The organism is Kitasatospora sp. NBC_00315 (assembly GCF_041435095.1).
GTDB lineage: Bacteria > Actinomycetota > Actinomycetes > Streptomycetales > Streptomycetaceae > Kitasatospora.
The window spans coordinates 4,355,061-4,378,592 of record NZ_CP108025.1; the positions used below are offsets into that span (position 1 = coordinate 4,355,061).

Genomic DNA, 23,532 nt, shown 5'->3' on the forward strand with positions numbered 1-23,532 from the left:
GCGCAACGGTCGGCGGATACTGACAGCGGGGCCCGTGAGCGGCACAATCGGCCTCGGACGCCCCTCGTTACCGTCGGGTAGCCAAGCCAGGAGCCGCCAGGTCAAGGAGGACCCGCGTGTTCAGCACCATGCAGGACGTACCGCTCACCGTCGCCCGGATCCTCACCCACGGAGCCACCGTCCACGGCCGCTCCACCGTCACCACCTGGGACGGCACCGGCCCGGTCACCCGTACGTACGCCGAGGTCGGCGCCCGCGCGGCGCGGCTGGCGCACGCGCTGCGCGACGAACTCGGGGTGACCGGGGACGACCGGGTGGCGACCCTGATGTGGAACAACGCGGAGCACCTGGAGGCCTACCTGGCCATCCCCTCGATGGGCGCGGTGCTGCACACCCTGAACCTCCGGCTCCCGGCGCACCAGCTGTCCTTCATCGTCAACCACGCCGCCGACCGCGTGATCATCCTGGACGCCAGCCTGCTGCCGCTGCTGGCCTCGGTGCTGCCGCAGCTGAACCCGACGCTGCGGCACGTCGTGGTCAGCGGTGAGGGCGACCGCTCGGTGCTGGACGGCTTCGCCGGAACGGTGCACGACTACGAGGCGCTGATCGAGGGCCGCCCGGACGCCTTCCCCTGGGCGACCGAGATCGACGAGCGTCAGGCCGCCGCCCTCTGCTACACCTCCGGCACCACCGGGGAGCCCAAGGGCGTGCTCTACAGCCACCGCTCGGTCTACCTGCACTGCCTGCAGGTCATCGCGGCCGACAGCTTCGGGCTGACCTCGCGCGACACCGCGCTGCCGGTCGTCCCGATGTTCCACGTGAACGCCTGGGGCATCCCGCACGCCGCGTTCATGTCCGGCGCCGACCTGCTGATGCCGGACCGCTTCCTGCAGCCGAAGCCGCTGGCCGCGATGATCGACCTGGTGAAGCCGACCGTCAGCGCCGCCGTCCCGACGATCTGGAGCGGCCTGCTGGACGAGCTGGACGCCGGTGACTACGACACCTCCGCCCTGCGGATGGTCGTCATCGGGGGCTCGGCCTGCCCGCCGGCCTTGATGAAGGCCTTCGCCGACCGTCACGGGATCAGCGTGGTGCACGCCTGGGGCATGACCGAGACCTCGCCGCTCGGCTCCTTCGCCCTGCCGCCGGGCGGCCTGACGCCCGAGCAGGAGTGGCCCTACCGCCTCACCCAGGGCCTGTTCCCGGCCTCGGTCGAGGCCCGGCTGAGCGGTCCGGCCGGTGAGCCGATGCCGCACGACGGCGTCGCGGCGGGCGAGCTGGAGGTGCGCGGTCCGTGGATCGCGGGCGCCTACTACGGCGGTGCGGGCAACGACCCGGTGCGCCCGGACGACAAGTTCAGCGAGGACGGCTGGCTGCGGACCGGTGACGTCGGCACCATCACGCCGGACGGCTACCTGACACTGACCGACCGGGCCAAGGACGTCATCAAGTCCGGCGGTGAGTGGATCTCCTCGGTGGAGCTGGAGAACGCGCTGATGGCGCACCCGGAGGTGGCCGAGGCGGCGGTGGTGGCGGTGCCCGACGAGAAGTGGGGCGAGCGGCCGCTGGCCACCGTCGTGCTCCGCCCGGGCGCCGTCGCCGGCCTGCGAGAGCTGCGGGCCTTCCTGGCCGAGCGGATCGCCTCCTGGCAGCTGCCCGAGCGCTGGTCGGTCATCGAGGCGGTGCCGAAGACCTCGGTCGGCAAGTTCGACAAGAAGGTCATCCGGGCCTCGTACGCGGCCGAGGAACTGGACGTCACCGTGCTCGGCAAGGACTAGCGGCCGACATCGCGGTGGGGCCGCTCGTCCGTCCGGACTAGCGGCCCCACCGCGTTCCCGGCCGGGAACGCCGCTCCCCCGGCCGTCCGCCGGCGGGGGAGCCGTCAGCGGTCGGCCATCCGCATCACACCGCCCGGCGCGGCCGTCCCCGGTTCGCCGAGCGAGCCGATCCGGCCCAGCAGGTCGACGATCCTGGACTGCACGTCCTCGCTGGTCGAGCGCTCGGCGAGGAAGAGCACCGTCTCGCCGGTCCGCAGCCGGGGCAGCTCGCGCGGGTCGAGGTCGACCGAGGTGTAGACGACCAGCGGAGTGCGGTGCAGCCGGTCGTTGGCACGCAGCCAGTCCAGCAGACCGACCCGGCGGCGGCGGATCCGGAGCAGGTCCATCACCACCAGGTTGGGCTGGACGCTGCTGGCCCGGGCGACCGCGTCGTTCTCGTCCACCGCGTGCTCGACGTGCATGCCGCGCCGCTCCAGCGAGCTGATCATCGCGGCGGCGATGTCCGGGTCGCCCTCCACCAGCAGCACCCGGGGGGCGTGGTTCTCGCCGTCGCGCGGTGCGAGGGCGCGCAGCAGGACGGCCGGGTCGGCGCCGTACGCGGCGTCCCGGGTGGCCTGGCCGAGGCCGGCCGTGACCAGCACCGGCACCCGGCTGTTCAGCGCGGCCGTCCGCAGCGACTGCAGCGCGGTCCGGGTGATCGGCCCGGTCAGCGGGTCGACGAAGAGCGCCGCCGGGAACGCGGTGGCCTGCGCGTCGACCTCCTCGCGGGAGCGGACGATCACCGGGTGGTAGCCCCGGTCCTGGAGGGCCTGCTTGGTGGACGGGTCGGGCTCCGGCCAGACCAGCAGCCGGCGCGGGTTGCCGTCCACGGCCGGGGTGATCATCGTCGGCGGGTCGGGGACCGGAGCCGTCGCGTCCTCGGCACTGCCGGCCGGGGCCAGCTCGGCCATCGGCCGCGGGGGCGTGCGGCCCTCCGGCGGGGCGACGGCCTCCGCCGGTGCGGTCGGCGGCGCCGGCGGCGCGCTCGGGAAGGCGGCCGGGAAGGCACCGGCGAACGCGCCGCCACCCGCACCCATCGGCCGCGGCGGGGTCAGCTCGCCCAGCCCGCTGCCGACCGGACGCGGCGGCGTCGGCTCGGCGTCGCCGGCCTCGGCCGACGGTGTCTGCTGCGGCTCGCCGCGGGTGGTGGCGGGCAGGGCGGGCCTGGCGGCGATCTCCAGCGCGGCGGAGGCGACGGGGGTCGCCTCCTCGGCCGGTGCCTGCGGCGGCTCGACCGGCTCCGCCGACGAGGTCTCGGCCTCGCCGCCGGGCGGCACGGCCAGCCGGCGACGCCGCCCGGTGGGCGGCACCGCTCCGGGCTCGGGGCGGGCGGGCGCCGGACCGGCCGGCAGCGCGTGCTCCAGGCCCGGATAGAGGGGTGTCCCGGGGTCGGGGACGCCGGGCAGCGAGAAACCGGCCGGCTGCTCCTCCTCGGCGGGCAGGGCGCGCCGACGGCGGGACGGCTGGCCCTGGCCCGTGCTCCGGGCCGGCTCGGCGGCCGGCTCCGGAGCGGGTACGACGGTGCTCTCCCCGGGGCCCGCGGCCGCCGGAGTCCCGGGGCCGAGCGCGATCGGCCCGCTCGTCCGGCCGGTGGCCGGACCGGCCGGCTCCGCCCCGATCGGGGTTCCGGCCGGCGGAGTGGCCGGGGGAGGGGTCGGCGCAGTGGCCGACGGAGGGGTCGGCGGAGGGGTCGGGGCGGACGGGCCGGGGCCGAGCGCGATCGGTCCGGGAGAGGGCAGCGCGCCGCCGCTCCCGTCCTGCTGCCGCTCCCGCTCCGGGGCCCGGTCCCGGCCGTCGGCCTCCACGGGCGGCAACGCGTAGGCCGTTCCGCTGCCGTCGCTGCCGTGCCAGGGGTCGTTCTCGGCCTGCTGCGGCCCGGTGCCACCGGGCCTGCCGTAGCCGGGGTCGGTGCCGTCGCCGTTCCACTGGCCGGGCACGGAGCGCGCGAGCGCCACCCCGGTGCCGGCGCCGCCGCGACCGGGACGCGCGGCGGGAGGCTCGTGCCACTGCTCGGAGTCGGCGGGCGGGCCGGCGTGGGCCCGGGCCTCGTCCCGGCCGTGCCGGTCCTCGTCCTGCGCGGCCGGGACGCCGCCGTCCGGCGCGGCGGGAGCGTCCGGATCGGGAGCCGGCCCCTCCTCCGGCGGCAGCTCGGTGGGCAGCAGCAGCGGGATGCCCGGGAGGTCGGGGATGACCGCGGTGTCGGACTCCTTGCGTCCGTCCTCGCGTCCACCGGCCGCCGCCCGCTCGGCGGCGGCCTTCGCCGCCACCGGGTCCAGCGGCAGCTCGACCACATAGGTGGTGCCGGCCCGGTTCGGCAGCTCGTGGGGCTGGAGCACGCCGCCGTGCCGCTCGACCACGCTGCGCGCTATCGGCAGGTGGACGGGGCTGCCGCCGAGGCCGGGGCCCCGGATCTCGACCCGTGCGACCTCGCCGCGCTGAGCGGCGGCCAGCACCACGGTCGGAGCCTCCCCGCCGGACTGCGGCAGGGCCGGGACACCGAGGCCGGCCGGCTCACCGCGCCCGGTCGGTACGGCGTCCAGGGAGAGCGCGACGCCGCTGACGTCCGCGACCAGGTGGGCCAGCGCCTGGGCCAGTCGTTCCTCGTCCGCGATCACCTCGACGGCCGCCGCGTGCACGGAGAACCGCACCCGGCCCGCGCCGACCAGCTCGCCGGCGATCTCCACGGCCTGTCGGACGACCGCGTCCAGGCCGATCGGCTCGCGCTTGAGCGTGGCCGGGCCGTTCTCGACGTCGTCCTCGAAGCGCTGGTAGGACAGCACGCCGTCGATCAGCTTGCCGAAGCGCCGGCACTCGTCCGCCAGCCGGCGCAGCGTCCAGTTGGCCTCCGGCCAGAGCTGGCCGGCCGGGTCGCCGGCGAGGGCGTCGATCCGCCGGTGAAGGGCTGTCAGCGCGCCGCCGAGCTCGCTCTCCAGCACCGCGGTGAGGTGCTCGTTGCGGGCGACCAGGGCCAGCTCGCGGCTGCGGTCGGTGAACGTCATCACCGCGCCGACCAGCTGGTCGCCGTCCCGGACGGGGGCGGTGGTGAGGTCGACGGTGACCGGCCGGCCGTCCTTGCGCCACAGCACGGCGCCGCGCACCCGGTGCTTGCGGCCGGAGGTGAGGGTGTCGAGGAGGGCGGACTCCTCCAGCGTGAGCGGGCTGCCGTCGGCCTTGGAGTGCTGGATCAGCGGGTGCAGCTCGCGGCCGCCCAGCTCGCTCGCCCGGTACTCCAGGATGTGCGCGGCGGCCGGGTTGACCAGCACGCAGCGGCCCTCCAGGTCCACGCCGAGCACGCCCTCGGCGGCGGCCCGCAGGATCATCTCGGTCTGCTTGTGCTGGCGGCGCAGCTCCGCCTCGACCCCCAGCCTGCTGGAGAGGTCGCGCACCAGCAGGAGCAGCAGGTCGCTGCCGGAGGACTGGCGCTGCCCGCCGCCGTCGCGGTACGGGTCGTACGCCGGCGCCGACAGGGTGTACCCGCGTCCCTCGCTCGCGCCGTCGTCCGCGAAGTCGTTGCCGGAGACCTCGACCGGGAAGGACGTGCCGTCCGTGCGCCGGGCGGTCATCCGTACGGGTCGGTCGAGCTCGTCGTCCTGGCGGGGTGCGGGGCGCATCGAGCCGGGGATGCGGCTCGGGTCGAACTCGGGCAGCAGGTCCAGCACCCCCCGGCCGACCAGCGAGGTGCCGGGGGCCTGAAGGCTCTGGACGGCCGCGTTGTTGGCGTCCACGACGGTGCCGTTGCTGTTCACCAGCAGCAGCGCGTCGGGCAGGGCATCGAGTATGGCGGCGAGGCGAGCAGCGCCTCGGATCGGCCTGCTGCTCACGTCGACAGGTCTCCTCGGCTTGGGGCAGCTCCTCCGGAGACTGGAGTATCTCATTCTTCTTTGCGGTGGGGACGACCCGGCTAGTAACGTAAGCGGTGGTTGGTGCCGGGCCGGTAGGTTGTGGCATCATCACAGGCACACGGAACGGGTCCGCCATGCGGGAACGCTCCTTGTGTGGAGGAGGCTTCGCCTAGTCCGGTCTATGGCGCCGCACTGCTAATGCGGTTTGGGCCTTCAAGCCCATCGAGGGTTCAAATCCCTCAGCCTCCGCCTCCGAAGCCCCGCCGCCCGAACCGGGCCGGCGGGGCTTCTGCGTAGGCGGTCACGGCCGTGCACGGACCCGGCGTCGGGTGGCGGATCAAACGATTTCGCCCCACGTCGCAGGTCATGTAATGTTGTTCCCGCACCGCCCCGGTGGCACGAAGGCCAGGGCGAGCGCTCATAGCTCAACGGATAGAGCACTTGACTACGGATCAAGAGGTTGCAGGTTCGAATCCTGCTGAGCGCACCGCAATCGCGAGGCCCCGGGCTGCGGCCCGGGGCCTCGCCGCTTGCCGCACACGCCGGGCCGGGTGTGCGGGGAGGGCTCCCGGATCGGGTAGGCTTTCCCGAGTACCGCAGGGCGTCGCAAGACCTCTGAGGGCGCTCATAGCTCAACGGATAGAGCACTTGACTACGGATCAAGAGGTTGCAGGTTCGAATCCTGCTGAGCGCACCAGCTGAACAGGAGCCCCACCGGCCATCGGGCCGGTGGGGCTCCTGCGTTCTGCGCCCGCGCCTCACTCCTCGGTCCGGCCCAGATCGGTGCGGTTGATCCAGGGGACGTCCCGTTGGTCCAGGAACCAGTCGCAGGCGCTCAGCGGCCGGGCCCGGTTGAAGGTCTCCGGCACCGGGTCGTGGCGGATCAGGGCCGGGTCCGCGCCCAGCGCGGTGAGCAGGGCGGTGACGGACGGGGCGAGGCCGGGCGGGCCGCTGAGGTGGACGTCCCAGCCGCCCCAGCCGTCCGGGCCCTGCCGGTCGCCGTACTCGCGCAGACCCTCCGCGACCAGCCGCACCGCCGCCTCGTGGTCCGCGCCGTCGGCCGGGGCCGCCAGCAGGACCTCCAGCGGGCCGTACCGCTCGACCAGATCGTGCACGGCGGGGAGGTCGTACTGGTCGGCGTCGCTGCGGGCGGCGAGCAGGACGACGGCCCGGCGTCGCCGGGGCGCCCGCGCCAGCTCTTCGAGCAGGGCCTTCACCTGGCTCCAGCCGGTGCCGCCGGCCACCGCGAGCAGCGGCCGCCGGGAGTCCGGCACCAGGCCCGCGTCGCCGAGGGCGGCGCCGAGCCGCAGGTGCTCGCCGGGCATCACGTCGTCGACCAGGGCGGTACTGAGCAGTCCGTCGCGCACCCGGCGCACGTGCAGGTCGAGGCTGCCGTCCGGGCGGGGCGCGTTGGCGATCGAGTACGGGCGCCAGACCCGGGGCACCCGGGGGGAGCAGACGCTGAGGTACTGGCCGGCGGTGAAGGTGTACGGGCGGTCCGGTGCGAGGGTGAGCACCACGACGTCGGGGGCGCCCCGGCGGCGGCGGGTCACCTCGGCCTCCCACCAGGCCGGGGAGCCGGACCGGGCCGCGTCCCGGTCGGCGGCGCCGGTCATCACCTCGGCGACCACGGTGTACGCCTCGGTCCAGGACTTCTCGATCTCGGCGGTCCAGGAATGGCCGGAGAAGTGCCGAAGCGCGGCGATCAGACTGGCGCCGACGGCGGGGTAGTGCTCGAACGCAGCCCCGAACTTCCGGTGGTCGCGTCCGAGCGCCTCCAGGTAGCCGGTGAGCTGCCCCGGGCTCTCCAGGCGCAGAACGAGCTGGGTCAGCGCGGCGAACAGCCGGTCGCGCTGCTCGTCCATCTGTTCGGGGAAGAAGTCGCGGACGCCGGGGTTGTGCGTGAACAGGTGGGCGTAGAAGTACTTGGCCATGTGGTCGGCGCGGCGCTCGACGACGGCGAAGCTGGCGCGGATCACCGCGGGGTCGAAGGGCACCGCGACGACCTCAGCTGCTGGGCCCGGCGGCGGTCAGCGCCTGGCCCATGGTGTCGGCCACGACGGCGTAGACGGCCGTCCAGGAGGCCTCGACCTCCGGCGTCCAGGCCTCGGGGCCCGCGAAGTGGCTCAGGGTGGCCAGCAGGCTGGCACCGACCGCGGGGAAGTGCTCCGGCAGGGCGCCGTAGGCCGCGTGGCGGGCACCGAGGCCCTGAAGGATGCCGACCAGCGTGTCGGTGTCCTCCAGGTGGGTGACCAGCGCGCCCAGTGCGGCCCAGAGCCGGTCCTGCTGGTCCGCCAGATGTTCGGCGAAAAGCCCCCGGACGCTCGGGTTGTGCTCGAACAGGTGCTGGTAGAAGTACCCGGCGACATCGGCGCCGTGGGGTTCGACGATCGCGAAACTGCTCTTGACGAGAGCGGGGTCTATGGTCACGGGCGCCGACTCTACTGACCAATCGTCCAATTCGAACAGAGATGACCGACCAATGGTCAGATACTGGTCAGTAACCGTTGGTTGCCCCGGGATGGCCGTGGCCGGAACACGCCACTCCGGTTGTCACCGTGCGCCGTTTCGGCGCTCCGCCGGGAGGGGGGCACCCATTCGGGTATGACATGGACAATGCCGCCGGTGTCGCAGTATGACCGGGTCGGGGTCGTGATTCCTTTTTGTCAGATCTTGTGCGCTGACTGCCCGAGGACAGCCGACCCCGAAGGAGAGCCGGATGAGCCGACAGTATTCCCGCGACGCCGCCCGGTCCGCCCTCGGTCCGCGGCGCGGTGGGCGGCCGGACGGCCGTCGGCGCGGGTGGGCGGCGGGCGCCGCCACCGTCCTGGCGACCGGGCTGCTGCTCGGCTGGAACCCGCCGCTCTCGCTGGCCCGGCAGTCCCCCGACAGCTGGTCGGGGCAGCGCGGCGCCGAACTCCCCTCCGGGCTCACCGTCCTACTGGACTTCTCCGCCCAGCCCGGCGTCGGCGTCGTCGCCGAACCGGGCCGGCTCGCCGACCGGGCGGGCGGTGGCACCGCGGCCGCGTACGCCGACGGCCGTCGGCCCGGCGATGCCGCCGAGACCTTCCGGATCGCCGAGGACCGCCCGCAGGCGGACGGATCCTGGCGCACCCTGGGCACCCTGCGGATCGCCTTCTCCCGGGCCGTGCGCAATCCCGGACTGCACGTCAGCGGCCTGGCCGGGCTCGCCACCGGCAAGGGCGGCTCGACCGGTACGGCGACCCGGCTCACCGTCATCGGCGGCTCGCCGGCCGCCCCGGCGCTGGTCGCCCGGACGGACTGGGCGGGCTGGACGGTGGACGGCAACGCGCTCGCCCCCGCCGGTGCGGACGGCGCCGCCGACGGCGCACCGGGAACGGCCGCCGAGGGGAGTCTGGAACTCACCGGCACCTTCAGCACCGCCACCCTGCGGATCGAGCAGCGCTCCACCGCACGGGCGGGCAGCACCACCGCCCCGGCACCGCTGAAACGGGCCTTCACCGTCACGCTCGACGAGCAGGTCGGCAGCGCGCCCGCCGGGTACACCAACGCCTCGCACCTGGTCTCGGACCTGTTCCTCGGCGCGGACGCGGGTCGCGGCGGGCCCGCCCCGGAGGCGCGGCGGCAGCGGTCCGGCGATTCGGGATCCGGCGATTCGGGTTCCGGTGATCCGGAGTCCGGCGATTCGGCGGCCGGTGGCCCGATGGTCGAGCTCGACGGCGGCGCCGCCCGGCGCAGTGTCTTCAGCAGCCGGGCTTCGTCCACGGCAGCTCCCCAGGCCCGGCCCGGCCGCGTCGACCGCCCGGGCGCCGACCCGGCCGTCGACTATCCGGGCGAGGCCGCCATCGGCCGCTACTACCGGTTGAGCGTGCCCGTCGCGACCGGCGGCGCTCCCGCGACCCTGGCCGGCTGGATCGACTTCGACCACAACGGACGCTTCGACGCCACCGAGCGCGTCCAGGCCGAGATCCCGGCCGGAGCCGCCGCCGCGGGCCTGGAGTGGACCGTCCCCGCCAGGGCCTCGGCCGGGGACACCTGGGCCCGGCTGCGGCTCGGCCGCGACGCCTCCCAGTTGGTCGAGCCCGGCGGCTTCGCCGACTCGGGCGGTGTCGAGGACCAGCGCATCCGGCTCACCGTCGGCGCGGCCAGGCCCGAGATCGCCGTCCCCGTCGCGGGTGCCACGGTGGCCGACGCCCGCCCGCAGATCAGCGGGGAGGGCGTGGTGGCCGGTGCGTCCGTCGAGGTACGGGAGGGTGACGGCACGCTCTGCCGGGCCCAGGCCGACCGGGCCGGCGGCTGGGCCTGCCGGCCTGACGCACCGTTGGCCCAGGGCGCGCACAGTCTCACCCCCGTGGAGACCACCCCCGGCGCGGTGGTGCTGACCGGCGATGCCGTGAGGATCACGGTGAAGACCACGCCGCCGGCCCCGCCGGCGATCACCCTGCCCGAGTACACCAACGACCCCGGGCTGCTGCTGACCGGCACCGCCGACCCCGGCAGCACCGTCTCCGTCACCGATCGGCCGGACGGTGCGCCGGCGGCCGAGCTCTGCAGCACGTCCGTGGGCCCTGACGGCGCCTGGTCCTGCCTGCCGGTGGAGAACCTCGCGGACGGTACCCACCACCTCACCCCGGCCGCCGTGGACGCGGCGGGGAACCACGCGTCCGGCACGGTCCGGCCGCTGATCGTCGACACCGCCGCCCCGGCCCGCCCGTCGCTGACCGCCCCGGCGACGGGGGCCACCGTGCAGAGCCTCCGGCCCCGGTTCGAGGGCCGGGCCGAACCGGGGGCGACCGTGATGGTCACGCGTCCGGGCCCGGGAGCGGGCGAGCGGGTGGTGGTGTGCAGCGCGGTGGCCGCCGTGGACGGCAGCTGGAGCTGCACCGCGCAGCGCGATCTCGCGAGCGGTGACCAGGCGCTGGTGGTCACCGCCACCGACCGGGCGGGCAACGGGACCTCCGCGGACCGGACGACGATCCACGTGGCGCCGCCCGTGGCCTCGCCGTCGCCGTCGCCGTCCGCTGCCGCTGCCGCTGCCGCTGCTTCTGCGTTGCCGTCGCCCTCGTCCTCGCCGTCGTCCTCGGTGGCAGCCTCGCCGTCGTTGTCGCCAACGGTCCGGCCTTCGGCCTCCGCCGGGGCCGGTGCGGGTGTCACCGCCGGTGGCGGGGGACCGTCCGCGGAGCCGGCACGGTCCCCGTCGCCGTCGCCGTCCGTGTCGCCGTCCTCGGCTCCGTCCCCGACCTCGATCCCTGCTCCGGCGGAGGCGCTGGCGCCGGTGGCTCCGGGGCTTCTGCCGGTGGACGTCCCGGCGGTTTCCCCGGTCCCGGATGCTTCGCCCGGCCCCTCCAGGCCCTCCTCCTCGCCGTCCCCGGCCCCCTCGCCGTCGGCCGCCGCCGGGGGAGCGACTGGCGACCCGTCAGCCGGTCCAGCAGTCGCCCCGTTCTCCCTGTCCTTCCCATCTGCCCCGTCCGCCTCCTCCGCCTCGCGAAGTGCCGCGCCGGGCAGTCCGGCCGCCGCACCGGGCGAGGCCGCCCCGCTCACCTCGGGCCCGGCAGCCGTGCCCGGGGCGACCGTCCCGCCGACCTCCCCGTCTGCCCCGGGCTCGCCGACCGCCGCCCGGGCGCCGGCCCCGGTGTCCCCGACCGCCGGACCGGCCGGGCGCTCCGGCGCGGGCGCGACCGGTGGCACCGATGCGACCGAGGCCGCCGACGAGGCGGGGCCGGCCTTCGCGGAGGCCGCCCACGCCATGCCGGCACCGCCCACGGATGCCGGGCCGCCTCCCGCCCACCCCGCCCCGGGGCGCCGGCGGACCCTGCTGAGTGGCGTCCTGCTGCTGCTCGCCGCGGCGGGGCTGATCACCCGCCGGGTGTTCGGCCGGGGGAGCGGCCGCCGCAGGCGGGTGACATACGAGGGCTGAGCAGGTGGACCGAGCGCGTACCGAGCGCGAGGACTCACCGCGAACGCCCTTTCGTCACCACGCCGTTCAGGTGCCTGAGCGTCAGTTCCGATCCGGACGGATCGTCAGCGGATGCCGACACGCGAGGCGTTAAATGTCGCATTTGATGACATATGTACTTAGCCTGAGTCTGGCACTGCCCGTCAGATCCGGGCCGCCCGTTGCGCGACACACCGACCCCGAGGATCCGTGCATGGACGTCACCCGCGATTCTTCGCAGCGACCCGACAATTTGGCCAACACCCTGCCCGGGGTGCCGCCCGAGTTCGCCCCGGTGGGGGCGAGCCCGCTCGCCAAGGCGGCCAAGGCGCCGCTGGAGGCGGTCGGCCGGAGGCCGGCGCGTACCGTTCCCGACCCGCTCGACGGCGGTCCGACCGCCGAGACGGTCGCCGTACCGGTGGTCCCGGCGGCAACGGAGCCCCACTCGGCCCAGTCGGCCCCGGCGCCGGGACGACCGGTGGTCGCCGCTCGGGCCGTCCCCCGCGAGGAGGACGCCGTGGTGCCCGCGACCGCGACCCGCCGCCCGCCCCGGGTGGACCCGGTCCTGCGCGAGCACGGCGCCGTCGCCCTGCCGGGGTGGATCGGCGTGCTCGCGCTGCTCGTCGGCCTCACGGCGGTGACGGCGGTGCTGGCGCGGGCCGGGGCGATCCCGCACTGGGCCGCGCTCCCCGACATCCGCAGCGCCGCGGCGAAGGCGGCCGGCGGTCCGGTGATCACCGTCCGGTCGGTGGCCGCCGCGGCCACCGGCGCGCTGCTGCTCCTGTTCACGCTGGCCGGGCTGCTGGCCAACGCGGGCGGTGAGACCCGCGTCCTCACCCGCTGGGGCCGCTACCGGGGCACCGTCCGCCGGACCGGTCTGGTCTGGGTCAACCCGCTGCTGCGCCGGCGCCGGGTGGACGTCCGGCTGCGGCACTGGCGCAGCGAGCCGGTCCCCGCCGTCGACCGGGCGGGCACCCCGATCGTGGTGCGGCTGCTGATCGTCTGGCGCGTCAAGGACACCGCGCGGGCGCTGCTGTCGATCGCCGACCACGAGAACTACCTGCGCGAGCAGGTGCACGCGGTGCTGACCCGGACGGCCTCCACGCTGCCCTGCGACAGCAACGCGGCGCCGGGCCCGGCCCTGCGGGACGGCCAGTGGTTCGCGGACGAGCTGACCCGGGCGCTGGCGGCCGAGGTCGCCCCGGCCGGCCTGGAGGTCTACTCCGCGCAGCCGTTGGCGCTGGACTACGCGCCGGAGGTGGCCGAGTCGATGCGTCGGCGCCGCCTCGCGGACCTCGACGCCGGCCTGCGCAACGTGCTCGTCGACGACGCCGTGGAGTCGGCGGCCCTCGCGGTGCGCCGACTGGAGCGGGCCACCGCGCACGAACTGGACGAGGCCGCCCGCAGCGCCCTGATGGAGCAGCTGCTGGTCGCCTTCGTCGCCCCGGCCGGTGTGGCCGCCTCGGTACCGTCCCCGACTGTCCGGGCCGGGGGAACGCCATCGGCCGTCAGGGCCGGACGAAAGGAAGGACGACCCGCATGAGGATAGCCATCGCACCCGCTACCGCCGATCCGGCTCTCGCAGGCTTCGACGAGAGCCGCGGCACCGCCGCCGCGATAGCGGGCTGCCGCTGCCCGGACTGCGCGTCGGCGGCGCGCGCGGCCACGCGGGCCGCCCGGGCCGGTGCCGGACGGGCCCACCGCGCCGTCCGGAGCACCTGCCTGGCCACCACCGTGGTGGCGGGGGCGGGAGTCATCGGCCTGACCGCCGGCGCCGGAGCCGCGCACGCAGCGTCCGCGCCGGTCGAGCAGGGCTGGGACGGCTCGAAGTACTGGTTCCGGACCGCGGGCGGTGAGTGGCGCTACACCGCCCACTACGACGTCTACCTGAACCGGATCGGTGGCAGGACCCAGTCGCCGGCCTCCGCACCGGCCCCCGCGTCGGCCTCCTCCGCCGGAGGCGGCGGCACGTCGGGAACCGGCCTCAAGCAGGGCTGGGACGGCTCGAAGTACTGGTTCCGGACCGCGGGCGGTGAGTGGCGCTACACCGCCCACTACGACGTCTACCTGAACCGGATCGGCCGCAGCGGCTCCGCCGCCGAGCCCGCCGGGCCGGCCAGGCCCGCTGCCCCGGCCGCCGCCTCGGACGGTGCGGAGAGCAGCGCGGACGCCGTCGACTACGCCCTCGCGCAGTTGGGCAAGCCCTACGTGTGGGGCGGGAACGGCCCGGCCGGGTTCGACTGCTCGGGGCTGGTCCAGCAGGCGTACCGGCAGAGCGGGATCGCTCTCCCCCGGGTGGCGAACGACCAGTACGCGGCCACCACCCCGATCTCCGCGGGTGAGCTCCGCCGCGGCGACCTGCTCTTCTGGTCGGACAGCGGCCGGGCCTCCGGCATCCACCACGTCGGGATCTATCTGGGCGGCGGTAAGTTCGTGGAGGCCCCACGCCCCGGGAGGAGCGTCCGGATCTCGACCCTCGCCGGCGGCTACCGCCCGACCCACTTCGGCCGCCCCACGGCTCGGTGACCGGGACGGATCTCCGCATCCGTTCGCCGGCACCCCCTCCGTCCGCGTTCACCCGGGGCGTTGTCCACAGCCTGTGGACAACGCCCCGAGGTGTGGGTCCGGCCCGTCCACAGCCTGTGGACGGCGGGGCGGCCCGCTCAGGCCGAGGCGTCGTCGAGCAGGGCCAGCTCCTCCGGTGCCAGCCGCAGACCGGCGGCGGCCAGCAGTGGCGGCAGCTGCTCGACCGTGCGCGCGCTGGCGATCGGTGCGGCGACGGTCGGCCGGGAGGCCAGCCAGGCCAGCGCGACCGTGGCGAGCTCGCTGCCGCGTGCCGTGGCGACCGCGTCCAGTGCCTCCAGCACCTTCGGGCCGCGCGCGTCCTCCAGGTAGCGGCCGGCGCCCTGCGCCCGTGCGCTGTCCACCGCGGCGCCACCGGGACGGTACTTGCCCGTCAGGAAGCCCGACGCCAGGGCGAAGTAGGGCACCGCCGACAGTCCGTGCTCGGCGACGACCGCGGCGAGCGGCCCCTCGTAGGTCGCTCGGGAGACCAGGTTGTAGTGCGGCTGGACGGCGATGTACCTGGCCAGGCCCTCGCGCTCGGAGAAGGCCAGCGATTCGGCGAGCCGCTCGGCGCTGATGTTGGAGGCGGCGATCTCACGGACCTTGCCCTCCTTGACCAGCTCGTCGAGGGCGCCGATGAACTCCTCCACCGGGGTCTGCGGATCGTCCCGGTGGGTGTAGAGCAGGTCGATCCGCTCCACGCCGAGCCGGCGCAGGGACTCCTCCGTCGCCGACTTCACGGTGGCGGCCCGCAGGCCGGTCGAGTCGGGGTGGGCGCCGACCTTGGTGGCGATCACGATCTCGTCCCGGTTGCCCCGGCTGCGCAGCCAGTTGCCGATGATGGCCTCCGACTCGCCGCCGGTGTTGCCCGGCACCCAGGCCGAGTAGACGTCGGCGGTGTCGACGAAGTCCCCGCCGCCGGCCGTGAACGCGTCGAGCACCGCGAACGACTGCGCCTCGTCCGCCGTCCAGCCGAAGACGTTGCCGCCGAGGGAGAGCGGGAAGACGGCGAGATCGGAGGTGCCGAGCGTCACACGGGGCCGGGAGTCACTGTGGTTATCGGTCATGCCCGAAGTCAACCCGATCCCGGTGGCGGCCATTCCGCCGTCGCCGAGGTCTTCACGAGCTTGTCGTGCCGCCGTTGCACACCCGCCGGGACGGCCCCCTCCGGATCCGGAGGGGGCCTGGGGTGTCGGCGGGGTGGCCGGATTCGTTAGAGTCCCTGCCATGGCTGACAACGACTACGACCCCGCCGGCAACACCCAGATGTTCCGGGCGTTCGTCGACGAGACCCCGGCCCCCCAGGCGCCCGGCTCCGTCTCCACCTATGGCAGCAACCGCGGCGGCAACCGCACCGGCGTGGTCGCCGGCATCGCTGTCGCGGTGGTGGCCGTGCTGGCCGTCGTCATCTGGCTCGCGGTCAGGTAGGGCCCTCCCCGACCGGTGCGCCTGGCGGCGCGGGCAGGCCACGGCCTGCTCAGCAGGGCTGCCGCCAGGCGTCCAGGTTCAGGTGCTTCTCCATCGAGCTGAGACCCAGCGACTTCGCCTGGGAGCAGAACTTGCCGACCGGCACGTTGTACTCGACGTGCAGCACGGCCTTGCCCGCCTTGATGAACGGGCTGAGCTTGGCGCACTCGTCGTACTCGGCGCACTGCTCGTTCACCGCGAAGTCGAAGTCGCCGACCAGCTCCGGGATCTGGTCCAGGTCGTTCTTCAGGGCCACCGCCATGCCGCGTTCGTGCGCCAGGCCGGCGATCATGCGGTTGTACGCGAGCTGGTCGTTCGCGGTGAGCGGGAAGCCGGTCTTGTTGACGTAGGCGTCCAGCAGATCCGGCTCGACGGCGTCGAAGCCCTTGGCCCTGCACATGTCGAAGCGGGTGGCCATCAGCGGCTTCAGCTTGTCGATCTGCCGGATGTCGAACCACTTCTCGCCCTGCCAGCCGTTGCCGGAACCCTGCAGCGACTTGGAGAAGGCCGTGGCGTCGGGGCGGAAGTCCTCCCAGGAGCCGGCGTTGACGTAGCAGACCACCTTGCGGCCCTTGGCGTGCAGCGCGGCGACCACGGAGGCGTCGTGCTCGAAGCCGTCGATGTCGTAGACCGGAACGTCCACCGACTGGTCGAGCGTGCCGCCGAGTTGCCACTGCCAGGTGACGCCCGGCCGCGGCTGCCAGATCGCGCCGGCCGGATTCGGTGCTCCGCCCCGGGTGCCCGGAGTGCCGCCCGGGGTGGTGCCCGCGGGTGTGCCGGGGGCCCCGGTGCCCGTGGCGGGCGGGGTGCTGCCGTCCGGGCTGGTGGGCGGGGTCTGCGACGGGGTGGCCGGGGCGGGGACGGCCGGGGCGGTGGCCGCCGGCGTGTCCGTTCCCGTCGCGTCGGCGGAGGCGCTGTCGTCGCCCTCGTCCGAGCTGCTGCACGAGGTGGCCAGCAGGGCGGTGGTCAGGGCTACGGCGGCCAGCATGGGCCTGGAACGGCGGGTCACAGTACTCGAACTCCGGATCGGGTCGGGTCTCTTCGGGTCGGTTCCGGCGGGGCGGCACCGAGGTCGGCCCGCCGGCTCGCCGCGGTGGCGCCGGGCCGTGCGGGCCTGCCGGAACCGGGGCCGCCCGGTACCGGCCGGGTCAGCTCTGCGGCTGGAGGGCGGAGAGCTCGTAGGGCAGGGTCGCCCAGGGGTTGTCCCCGGTGCCGGGGACGGCGCAGCCGAGCCCGGCCCGCCGGGCGGTGATCAGCGCGGCGGCCTCGCCGGCCGACTCGGCCGGCACGTCGTAGACCAGGTGGCAGAAGTGGGCGTTGGCGTGCCGGGCCGTCCACAGCGGCAGGGTCATCGACCGGTAGGCCTCCCAGTCGCCCTCGAAGGTGACCAGCAGGTCGGCCAGACCGAGTTCGGCGTAACCGGGATCGGGGTGGTCGCCGTGGCCGAAGACGACGGTGCCGCAGCCGGCCGCACGGGCGGCGGTGGCCAGCCGGCGGTAGTGCGGCAGCGCGCCGGTCGCGGTGGCGACCTGGTCGAAGTAGACGCCCTCGATGGCATACCACTGACGATACGTCAGCAGATCCGCCACCACGGCCGCGTGCGGACGGCGGCCGTAGTCGGTGTCCGAGTAGCCCAGCAGCGGGATCCCCGCCGCGCGGACCTCCTCGGCGGCGGCCGCGAACACGTTGTCCGGCGCGTCGCCGGGGCCGTCCGCGATGTTGAGGACGACGGCCGCGACCCGGGCCGGGCCGGCGGCGGCGACCGCCCGCCAGGCCGCCGGGTCCACCGCGGGGTGGACGTACAGCGGCACCAGCAGGCGGCCGTCGGAGGGGTGAGCGGCCGTCATGCGGCTGCCGGATCGGGCGCGGCGGCGGGCTCGGCGGTGCTGAGCCACAGGTCGCGCAGGGTCTCGCCGAGGGCGGTCTCCGGCTTCCAGTCCAGCTCCCGGGCGGCCAGCGAGACATCCGCCTGCTGCCAGGAGACGGCGGCCGACCGTTCGGAGCCGGCGCCGCTCTCGTCGATCCGGCCACCGAACGCGGCGGCCTCGGCCAGCCCGTCCGCGATCGCGCGGACCGGTCTGGCCTGCCCGCTGCCCAGGTTGATCACCCGGGGCAGCGGCCGGTCGGCCAGGACGGTCAGCGCGACCGCCCGGGCGACATCCCGGGCGTCCACGAAGTCGCGGTACGCGGAGAGGTCGCCGACCTTGACGACACCGGCCGGGCCGGCGCGGCGCAGCTCGGCGGCGAGCCTGCCGGGCAGCGAGCCGGCCGGGGAGCCCGGGCCGACCGGGTTGAAGACCCGCAGCACGACGGCGTCCAGCGCCGAGCCGGCCACCGCGAGGCTGCCGGCCAGCTTGGTGGCGCCGTACACGCCGACCGGGCGGGCCTGCGCCCACTCGGCGAGCGAGTCGCCCTCCTCGCAGACGCCGTACTCGCCGGCCGAGCCGATGTGCACCAGCCGTGCCTGCGGGGCGCCCTCCCGGAGCGCCTCGCAGAGTACGGCCGGGCCACGGGCGTTGACCTCGGCGAGGGTGACGGCGCTGCCCGCCACCGCACCGGCGAAGTTGACCACGGTGTCGACCGCGAGCTCCCGCAACCGGTCGGCGAGGGCGCCGGGGTCGGCGGTGGCCAGGTCGACGGCGAGGTCGTGCGCGGGCCGGCGTCCGCCGGTGAGCACGGTGGCCCCTTGGAGTTCCCGCAGGGCGGTGGCGGCGTGGCGGCCGAGGAAGCCGTCCGCGCCGAGCAGCAGGATCCTCACGCGGCCCGCCCGTCGGCGCCGGCCGGTTCGCCGGGCTCCACGGTCTCCGGTGCGGTCCTGGCCGCCGGGATGGGCGTCGGGGCCGCCGGGACGGCCGTCGGGGCCGGCTCGGGACGCGTCGCCTGCGGCACGGAGCGCAGGCCCTCGGCCGGCTCGTCGCGCAGGAGCAGCGAGCGGTTGAGCGCGAAGTCCGCGTTGGCCCGGTCGTAGTCGTCGGGGCGGCCGATGTCGAGCCAGTAGCCGTTGAACTCGTACGCGGACGGCGGGGTCTCGGCGGCGAGCAGGTCGAGGACCAGCTCGTCGAAGCCGAGCGGCAGGCCGGGGGTGTACGAGGCCAGGGTGGAGCGGGAGACGCCGTACACGCCCATCGAGACGTTGTAGTCGATGGTCGGCTTCTCCTGGAAGCCGGTGATGCGGCCCGACTCGCTGGTCAGCACGCCGAAGTCGATCTTGACCTGGCGGGCGTAGGTGGCGATGGTCAGCGGCGCTCCGGACTCCTCGTGGTGCTTGAGCACACCGGCGAAGTCCAGGTCGGTGAGGATGTCGCCGTTCATCACCAGGAAGTTCTCGGGCAGCCGGTCCTGCATCGTGAGCAGCGGGCCCATGGTGCCGAGCGGACTGTCCTCGACGGCGTAACCGACCCGCAGCCCCCACTGCGAACCGTTGCCGACGTAGGCGCGGATGATGTGGCCCAGGTGGCCGATGGCCAGGGTCACGGTCTTGAAGCCCGCAGAGGCGAGCTGGCGCATCACGATCTCCAGGATCGCGTGCTGGTCGCCGATCGGGACGAGCGGCTTGGGAAGGGCGGTGGTGTACGGGCGAAGGCGAACGCCCTTGCCACCGGCCAGGATCACTGCATGCATGGTGTTTCCCCCACGGAAGACGGTGTCTGAAGGCTGCTGGACGGGTCAGACGGTGTTGCGGGACCGACGGTGTGGACGCCGGGTGGGAGCTGGTGTCCGACGGTGAGGACGGACACGGCGGGGTCAGACGTTGTAGAGGTCGGTCTTGTAGCGCGCCAGGTTGGCCGGGTCGCGGAAGAACTCGATGGTCTGCTCCAGACCCTCCTCCAGCGAGTGGCCGGGCGCCCAGCCGGTGGCGGTGCGCAGCCGGGTGGCGTCGGCGACCAGGCGCATGACCTCGGAGTTGGTCGGGCGGATGCGCTGCTCGTCCTCCCGCACGGTGACGTCGACGCCCATCAGCTTGCCAACCAGGGTGACCAGGTCGCCGACCGAGATCTCGCCGCCGGTGCCGGCGTTGAAGGTCCTGCCGACGACCGTCTCGGCGGGCGCGGTGCCGACCGTGCGGAACGCGGCGGCGGTGTCCTTGACGAAGGTGAAGTCACGGGTGGGGCGCAGGTCGCCCAGGGTGATGGTGGTCTCCCCGGCGGCGAGCTGGGCGATCACGGTCGGGATGACGGCGCGCATGGACTGCCGCGGGCCGAAGGTGTTGAACGGGCGCAGCGTCACGACCGGGGTCTCGAAGCTCGCGTGGTAGCTGTCCGCGAGGCGGTCGCCGCCGGCCTTGGAGGCGGCGTACGGGGACTGCGTGTTGATCGGGTGGTCCTCGGTGATCGGCACGGTCTGCGCGGTGCCGTAGGTCTCGCTGGTCGAGGTGTGCACCAGGCGCGGGATGTCCAGGTGGCGCACGGCCTCCAGGACGTTCAGGGTGCCCGTCACGTTGGTCTCGATGTACGAGTGCGGGGCCTGGTAGGAGTACGGGATCGCGATCAGCGCGGCCAGGTGGTAGACCGCCTCGGTGCCCTTGACCAGGCCGTTGACCGAGCCCGGGTCCCGGACGTCGCCGAGGACGATCTCCACCGAGTCCAGGACCTCGCGGTCGAGGGTCTCCAGCCAGCCGAAGGACGAGAAGGAGTTGTACTGGACCATCGCGCGAACCTGGTGGCCGTCGGCGACCAGGTCCTCGACGAGGTGGGAGCCGATGAAGCCCTCGGCTCCGGTGACGGCGACTGTGCTCATACGTGTGGTGTCTCTTTCTGCGAGGTGGTCCGCTGAGGGTGGTTCCGGCGGGCTCCGCTGCCCGCCGGCGTTCAGCGGTGTTTGGTGGTGCGGCCGAGCACGGGCCCGGCGATCGAGGTGAGGACGAGGGCGGCCGCCCCGCAGCCGAACAGCTGCAGGAGGGTCGGGTCGAAGCCGGCCAGCAGTCCGGCGCACTCGGCGCCGGCCGCGGCCAGACAGATCAGGGTGGTGCTCCAGCTGTGGCCGAAGGCGTTCAGCAGCAGGGCCAGCCAGAGTGCGCCGCCGAGCACCAGCAGGGCGCCCAGCTCGACGGCGCCCAGGGTCGGCGCGCCCGGCCAGAGCACGGTGGTCGCGGCGTCCAGGGCGGCCACCGTGGTGAGGTAGGTGAGCAGGCAGCCGAGCAGCACACCGCCGGTGCGGCGGACGAACTGTCCGGGGGTGTGGCTGGTGCGCAGCGAGGCCACGGCCATCGCCCGGTAGCGGAAGAGCAGCCACTCGGCGAGGCCCAGGCTGAGCGTCAGCGCGACCATCGCCGGGCCGGTGGGGCTGGCGGTGGCGCCGGCCCGCAGGCCGCCGGAGGCGACCGCCTGGTGGATGGTGGTGCCGAGCCCGGCGATCAGGGTGAGGGTGCCGACGGCCAGGCCGAACAGGGCGTGCGGCAGTTCCTGGTGAGCCGGCAGGCGCAGCTCGGTGGCGTCCTGTTCGGCCCGCAGGCAGCGGTGCACCTCGCGGGCGGCGAGCCCGAGCGCGAGCGTGAGGGTGGCCAGCAGGACGGTGGTGCGGACGGCCTGCGGCACGTCGATCGCGAGCACCACGCCGGCGCCGAGCGCCGACGGCGCCAGCGCGATCAGCAGGGACTTCTCCCGGCCGAGCACCAGCAACACGGTCGCGGCGGCGAGGTAGCCGGACTGGCCGGCGGCGAAGAGCAGCGAGCTCAGCGGGCCGCCGACGACGTACCCGGCGGCGGCCGCGCCCAGCGCGCCCGCCGGGGCGCCGATCGCCAGGCAGCGTCCGGCGGCGCGACGCCGGCCGCGTCCGAGCCAGGAGTAGGAGCGGTGCGCCAGCGCCTGGTTCCAGGACCAGCTGGCCAGCGTGGCGACGGACAGCGCGAGCATGCCGGAGGGCAGGCCGAAGCGCATCCGGTCGACCGCGAAGAGATTGGCGCCGAGCAGGTAGCCGAGGCCGGGCAGCGCGAAGACCAGCCCGCGCAGCACGCAGCGCCAGGGGTCGGCCCGCCAGGGGTTGGCGAACTCGGCGGCCGGGCCCGGGTAGCGCCGTGCGACCTTGGCGAACAGCTCCTCGGCGAGGGTGAAGGAGTCGGGCCGGCCGTAGTTCAGCGCGGCCTGCTCGTCGGTGAGGCCGTCCGACTCCAGGAACGCGGCGATCTCGTAGGGGTGCACGGCGTCGGCGCAGACGTCGGCGAGCCGCTCGGCGAGTGCGTCGATCGGGTCGGCGCACAGGCCGAGACCGTCGTCGGCCGGCTCCGGGACGGCCTTGCGGCGCTGCCGGGGCAGTGTGCGCAGTTGCATGGTCTGCTCGGCCCACTCGGGGCCCGCCTCGTCGGGGACGAGGCGCAGTGGGCCGCTCATCGGGCCCCCTGGAGCTTCTCGCGGCGTCCCCAGGTGACCGGCCCGAGCGGGGCCGGTTCGACGGCGGGGGTGTCGGCCGGGGCGTCGGCGCCGACGGCGACCACGCCCTCGGGCAGCCAGCGGGCGGTGCCGAGCAGCTCGGTGTAGATGTTCCGGAAGCCGTCGATGTTCTGGCGGAGCGTGAACTGCTCGATCACCCGCAGCCGGGCCTGCTCGCCGAGCCGGGCCCGCCGCTCGGGGTCGCGCAGCAGTTCCAGCGCTGCGGCGGCCATCGGCTCGGGCTCACGCGGCGGGACGACCAGACCGGTGTCCCCGACCGCCTCGCGCACGCCGCCCACGTCGGTGGAGACGGTGGAGCGCCCGCAGGACATCGCCTCGATCAGGGTGAACGGGAAGCCCTCGCTGATGCTGGAGAGCATCACCACGTTGCCGGCCGCGTACGCGTCGGTGATGTCGGCGACCCGGCCCTCGAAGACCACCGAGTCGGCGATGCCGAGTTCGGCGGCCAGGGCGATGCAGCCGTCGCGGTAGCCCTCGCCGCCCTTGGGGGTGCCGCCGAACAGGCGCAGCTTGGCGTCCGGCAGCTCCTTCAGGACGATGGCGAAGGCCCGGATCAGCGTCTCCAGGTCCTTGATCGGGTCGACCCGTCCGGCCCAGCTGAGGGTGGGGATCTCGGGCTCGGGCCCGGCGGGCGGGAAGGCCGCCGGGTCGACGCCGTTGTACACGGTGCGGATGTGCGCGGACGGCGTGCCGCCGCGCTCCTCCCAGCGCCGGTTGTACCGGTTGCCGGGGGTGACCAGCGCCGCCCGGGAGTAGCTCTCCTCGGCGAGCATCCGGTAGAAGCCCAGCAGCAGCGCCTTGACCGGCCAGCGGTAGGGGCCGGTGCGGTAGCCGAGGTAGCGCTCGCGCAGGTAGATGCCGTGCTCGGTGAGCAGGAAGGGGACGCCGTACTGCTGGGAGGCGATCAGCCCCGGCAGGGTGGCGAGGCCGCCGCTGGCCGCGTGCGCGACGCCGTCCTGCGGCGGTTCGACCGAGAGCGGGCGCAGGGCGTGCTCCAGCAGGTCGGTGGCGTTGAGCGCGTCGTGCAGGGTGGGCCGGGAGACGGCGGTCGGCAGGTAGTCGCGGGTCCAGACCCGTTGGAGGGTGCGCAGGGCGGGCTCGCTGCGCAGCGCGGGACTGAGCAGGCCGCGCCGGGCGAGGTCGGCGAAGCCGTACAGCTCGGTGCCGAAGTGGGTGGTGTAGACGGGGTCGAGGATGGAGTGCAGGAAGCGCTCGTACGCGTCCAGGAAGCGGCGCATCTCCTTGCGGCGAGGTGCTCTCGCGGCGGAGGCCGGGCCCCAGAGCGGCGCCATGGTCACCGACCGCACGTTGGCGGGCAGCTCCCAGGCGAGTGGCTCGTGGCCGGTACCGGTGACCGCGACGACGTCGAACTCGACGTCCGGCATGCCCTGGACCAACTGGTCGCACCAGACACTGACGCCACCGTGTTGGTGCGGATACGTCCCCTCGGTGAGCAGGGTGACGCGCATCCCTGACCCCCCTCCTTCTTCTCTTCCCTCGACGCCTGCCGTGGTGGTGCGGGCGTACAGCCGGTGGTG

At 74.7% G+C, this 23,532-nt stretch carries 15 protein-coding genes, 3 tRNA genes and 1 pseudogene; 8 read left to right on the forward strand and 11 right to left on the reverse strand.

The features are described 5' to 3' along the window. Positions 1-116: 116 nt before the first annotated feature. On the forward strand, positions 117-1,778 hold the full coding sequence (locus OG823_RS17795) for a long-chain fatty acid--CoA ligase (RefSeq protein ID WP_371480570.1): 1,662 nt from the start codon (positions 117-119) through the stop codon (positions 1,776-1,778). A gap of 104 nt (positions 1,779-1,882) precedes the next feature. Here the strand turns inward: OG823_RS17795 and OG823_RS17800 are convergent, their stop codons facing one another. Next, on the reverse strand, positions 1,883-5,638 hold the full coding sequence (locus OG823_RS17800; RefSeq protein WP_371480571.1) for a PAS domain-containing protein: 3,756 nt from the start codon (positions 5,636-5,638) through the stop codon (positions 1,883-1,885). Between the two features lie 179 nt (positions 5,639-5,817). Between OG823_RS17800 and OG823_RS17805 the strand changes: the two genes are divergently transcribed. The 3 genes from OG823_RS17805 (at position 5,818) to OG823_RS17815 (ending at position 6,356) form a co-directional block, all read left to right on the forward strand. Continuing rightward, positions 5,818-5,908 (forward strand) — tRNA-Ser (locus tag OG823_RS17805). A gap of 165 nt (positions 5,909-6,073) precedes the next feature. Further along, a tRNA-Arg gene (locus OG823_RS17810) sits at positions 6,074-6,146 on the forward strand. A gap of 134 nt (positions 6,147-6,280) precedes the next feature. Then, a tRNA-Arg gene (locus OG823_RS17815) sits at positions 6,281-6,356 on the forward strand. Positions 6,357-6,417: 61 nt separating this feature from the next. Here OG823_RS17815 and OG823_RS17820 read toward each other — a convergent pair. Together OG823_RS17820 and OG823_RS17825 are read right to left on the reverse strand one after the other, a co-directional pair. Next, on the reverse strand, positions 6,418-7,656 hold the full coding sequence (locus OG823_RS17820; protein WP_371480572.1) for a globin domain-containing protein: 1,239 nt from the start codon (positions 7,654-7,656) through the stop codon (positions 6,418-6,420). Between the two features lie 10 nt (positions 7,657-7,666). After that, positions 7,667-8,089 (reverse strand): globin family protein, encoded by a 423-nt coding sequence (locus tag OG823_RS17825; protein ID WP_371480573.1) that lies wholly within the window; start codon positions 8,087-8,089, stop codon positions 7,667-7,669. Positions 8,090-8,378: 289 nt separating this feature from the next. Between OG823_RS17825 and OG823_RS17830 the strand changes: the two genes are divergently transcribed. From OG823_RS17830 to OG823_RS17840, 3 genes are all read left to right on the forward strand, one after another. Continuing rightward, positions 8,379-11,558 carry an Ig-like domain-containing protein gene (locus OG823_RS17830; protein ID WP_371480574.1) on the forward strand — a complete coding sequence of 1,060 codons (3,180 nt, stop codon included), beginning with the start codon at positions 8,379-8,381 and terminating at the stop codon, positions 11,556-11,558. A gap of 232 nt (positions 11,559-11,790) precedes the next feature. Next, positions 11,791-13,119 (forward strand): SPFH domain-containing protein, encoded by a 1,329-nt coding sequence (locus OG823_RS17835; RefSeq protein ID WP_371480575.1) that lies wholly within the window; start codon positions 11,791-11,793, stop codon positions 13,117-13,119. Then, positions 13,116-14,102 (forward strand): C40 family peptidase, encoded by a 987-nt coding sequence (locus OG823_RS17840; RefSeq protein WP_371480576.1) that lies wholly within the window; start codon positions 13,116-13,118, stop codon positions 14,100-14,102. Before OG823_RS17835 ends, OG823_RS17840 begins: the two co-directional genes overlap by 4 nt. Before the next feature lie 137 nt (positions 14,103-14,239). Here OG823_RS17840 and OG823_RS17845 read toward each other — a convergent pair whose 3' ends face one another. Beyond that, entirely contained in the window at positions 14,240-15,208 is a 969-nt protein-coding gene (locus OG823_RS17845; protein WP_371480577.1) for an aldo/keto reductase, read from the reverse strand. A 160-nt stretch (positions 15,209-15,368) separates the two neighbouring features. On the opposite strand from OG823_RS17845, the gene OG823_RS17850 reads away from it, so the two are divergent. Beyond that, positions 15,369-15,569 (forward strand): hypothetical protein, encoded by a 201-nt coding sequence (locus OG823_RS17850; protein WP_371480578.1) that lies wholly within the window; start codon positions 15,369-15,371, stop codon positions 15,567-15,569. A 49-nt stretch (positions 15,570-15,618) separates the two neighbouring features. Here the strand turns inward: OG823_RS17850 and OG823_RS17855 are convergent, their stop codons facing one another. From OG823_RS17855 to pelF, 7 genes and pseudogenes are all read right to left on the reverse strand, one after another. Next, entirely contained in the window at positions 15,619-16,596 is a 978-nt protein-coding gene (locus OG823_RS17855) for an endo alpha-1,4 polygalactosaminidase (protein ID WP_371480579.1), read from the reverse strand. A 160-nt stretch (positions 16,597-16,756) separates the two neighbouring features. Further along, entirely contained in the window at positions 16,757-17,455 is a 699-nt protein-coding gene (locus OG823_RS17860; protein WP_371480580.1) for a spherulation-specific family 4 protein, read from the reverse strand. Next, positions 17,452-18,366, reverse strand: a complete 915-nt coding sequence (locus tag OG823_RS17865) for an NAD-dependent epimerase/dehydratase family protein (RefSeq protein ID WP_371480581.1) — start codon at positions 18,364-18,366, stop codon at positions 17,452-17,454. The genes OG823_RS17860 and OG823_RS17865 overlap by 4 nt, the downstream gene beginning before the upstream one ends. Positions 18,367-18,524: 158 nt before the next feature. Next, a pseudogene (locus OG823_RS17870) lies at positions 18,525-19,229 on the reverse strand (NDP-sugar synthase); the annotation flags it as partial. Between the two features lie 123 nt (positions 19,230-19,352). Next, entirely contained in the window at positions 19,353-20,345 is a 993-nt protein-coding gene (locus tag OG823_RS17875) for an SDR family NAD(P)-dependent oxidoreductase (protein ID WP_371480582.1), read from the reverse strand. 71 nt (positions 20,346-20,416) lie between these two features. After that, positions 20,417-21,934: a hypothetical protein gene (locus tag OG823_RS17880; RefSeq protein ID WP_371480583.1), complete on the reverse strand. Its 1,518-nt coding sequence runs from the start codon at positions 21,932-21,934 to the stop codon at positions 20,417-20,419. Beyond that, complete coding sequence (gene pelF / locus OG823_RS17885; protein WP_371480584.1) at positions 21,931-23,463, reverse strand: GT4 family glycosyltransferase PelF; 1,533 nt, start codon at positions 23,461-23,463, stop codon at positions 21,931-21,933. Before pelF ends, OG823_RS17880 begins: the two co-directional genes overlap by 4 nt. Positions 23,464-23,532 lie beyond the last annotated feature (69 nt).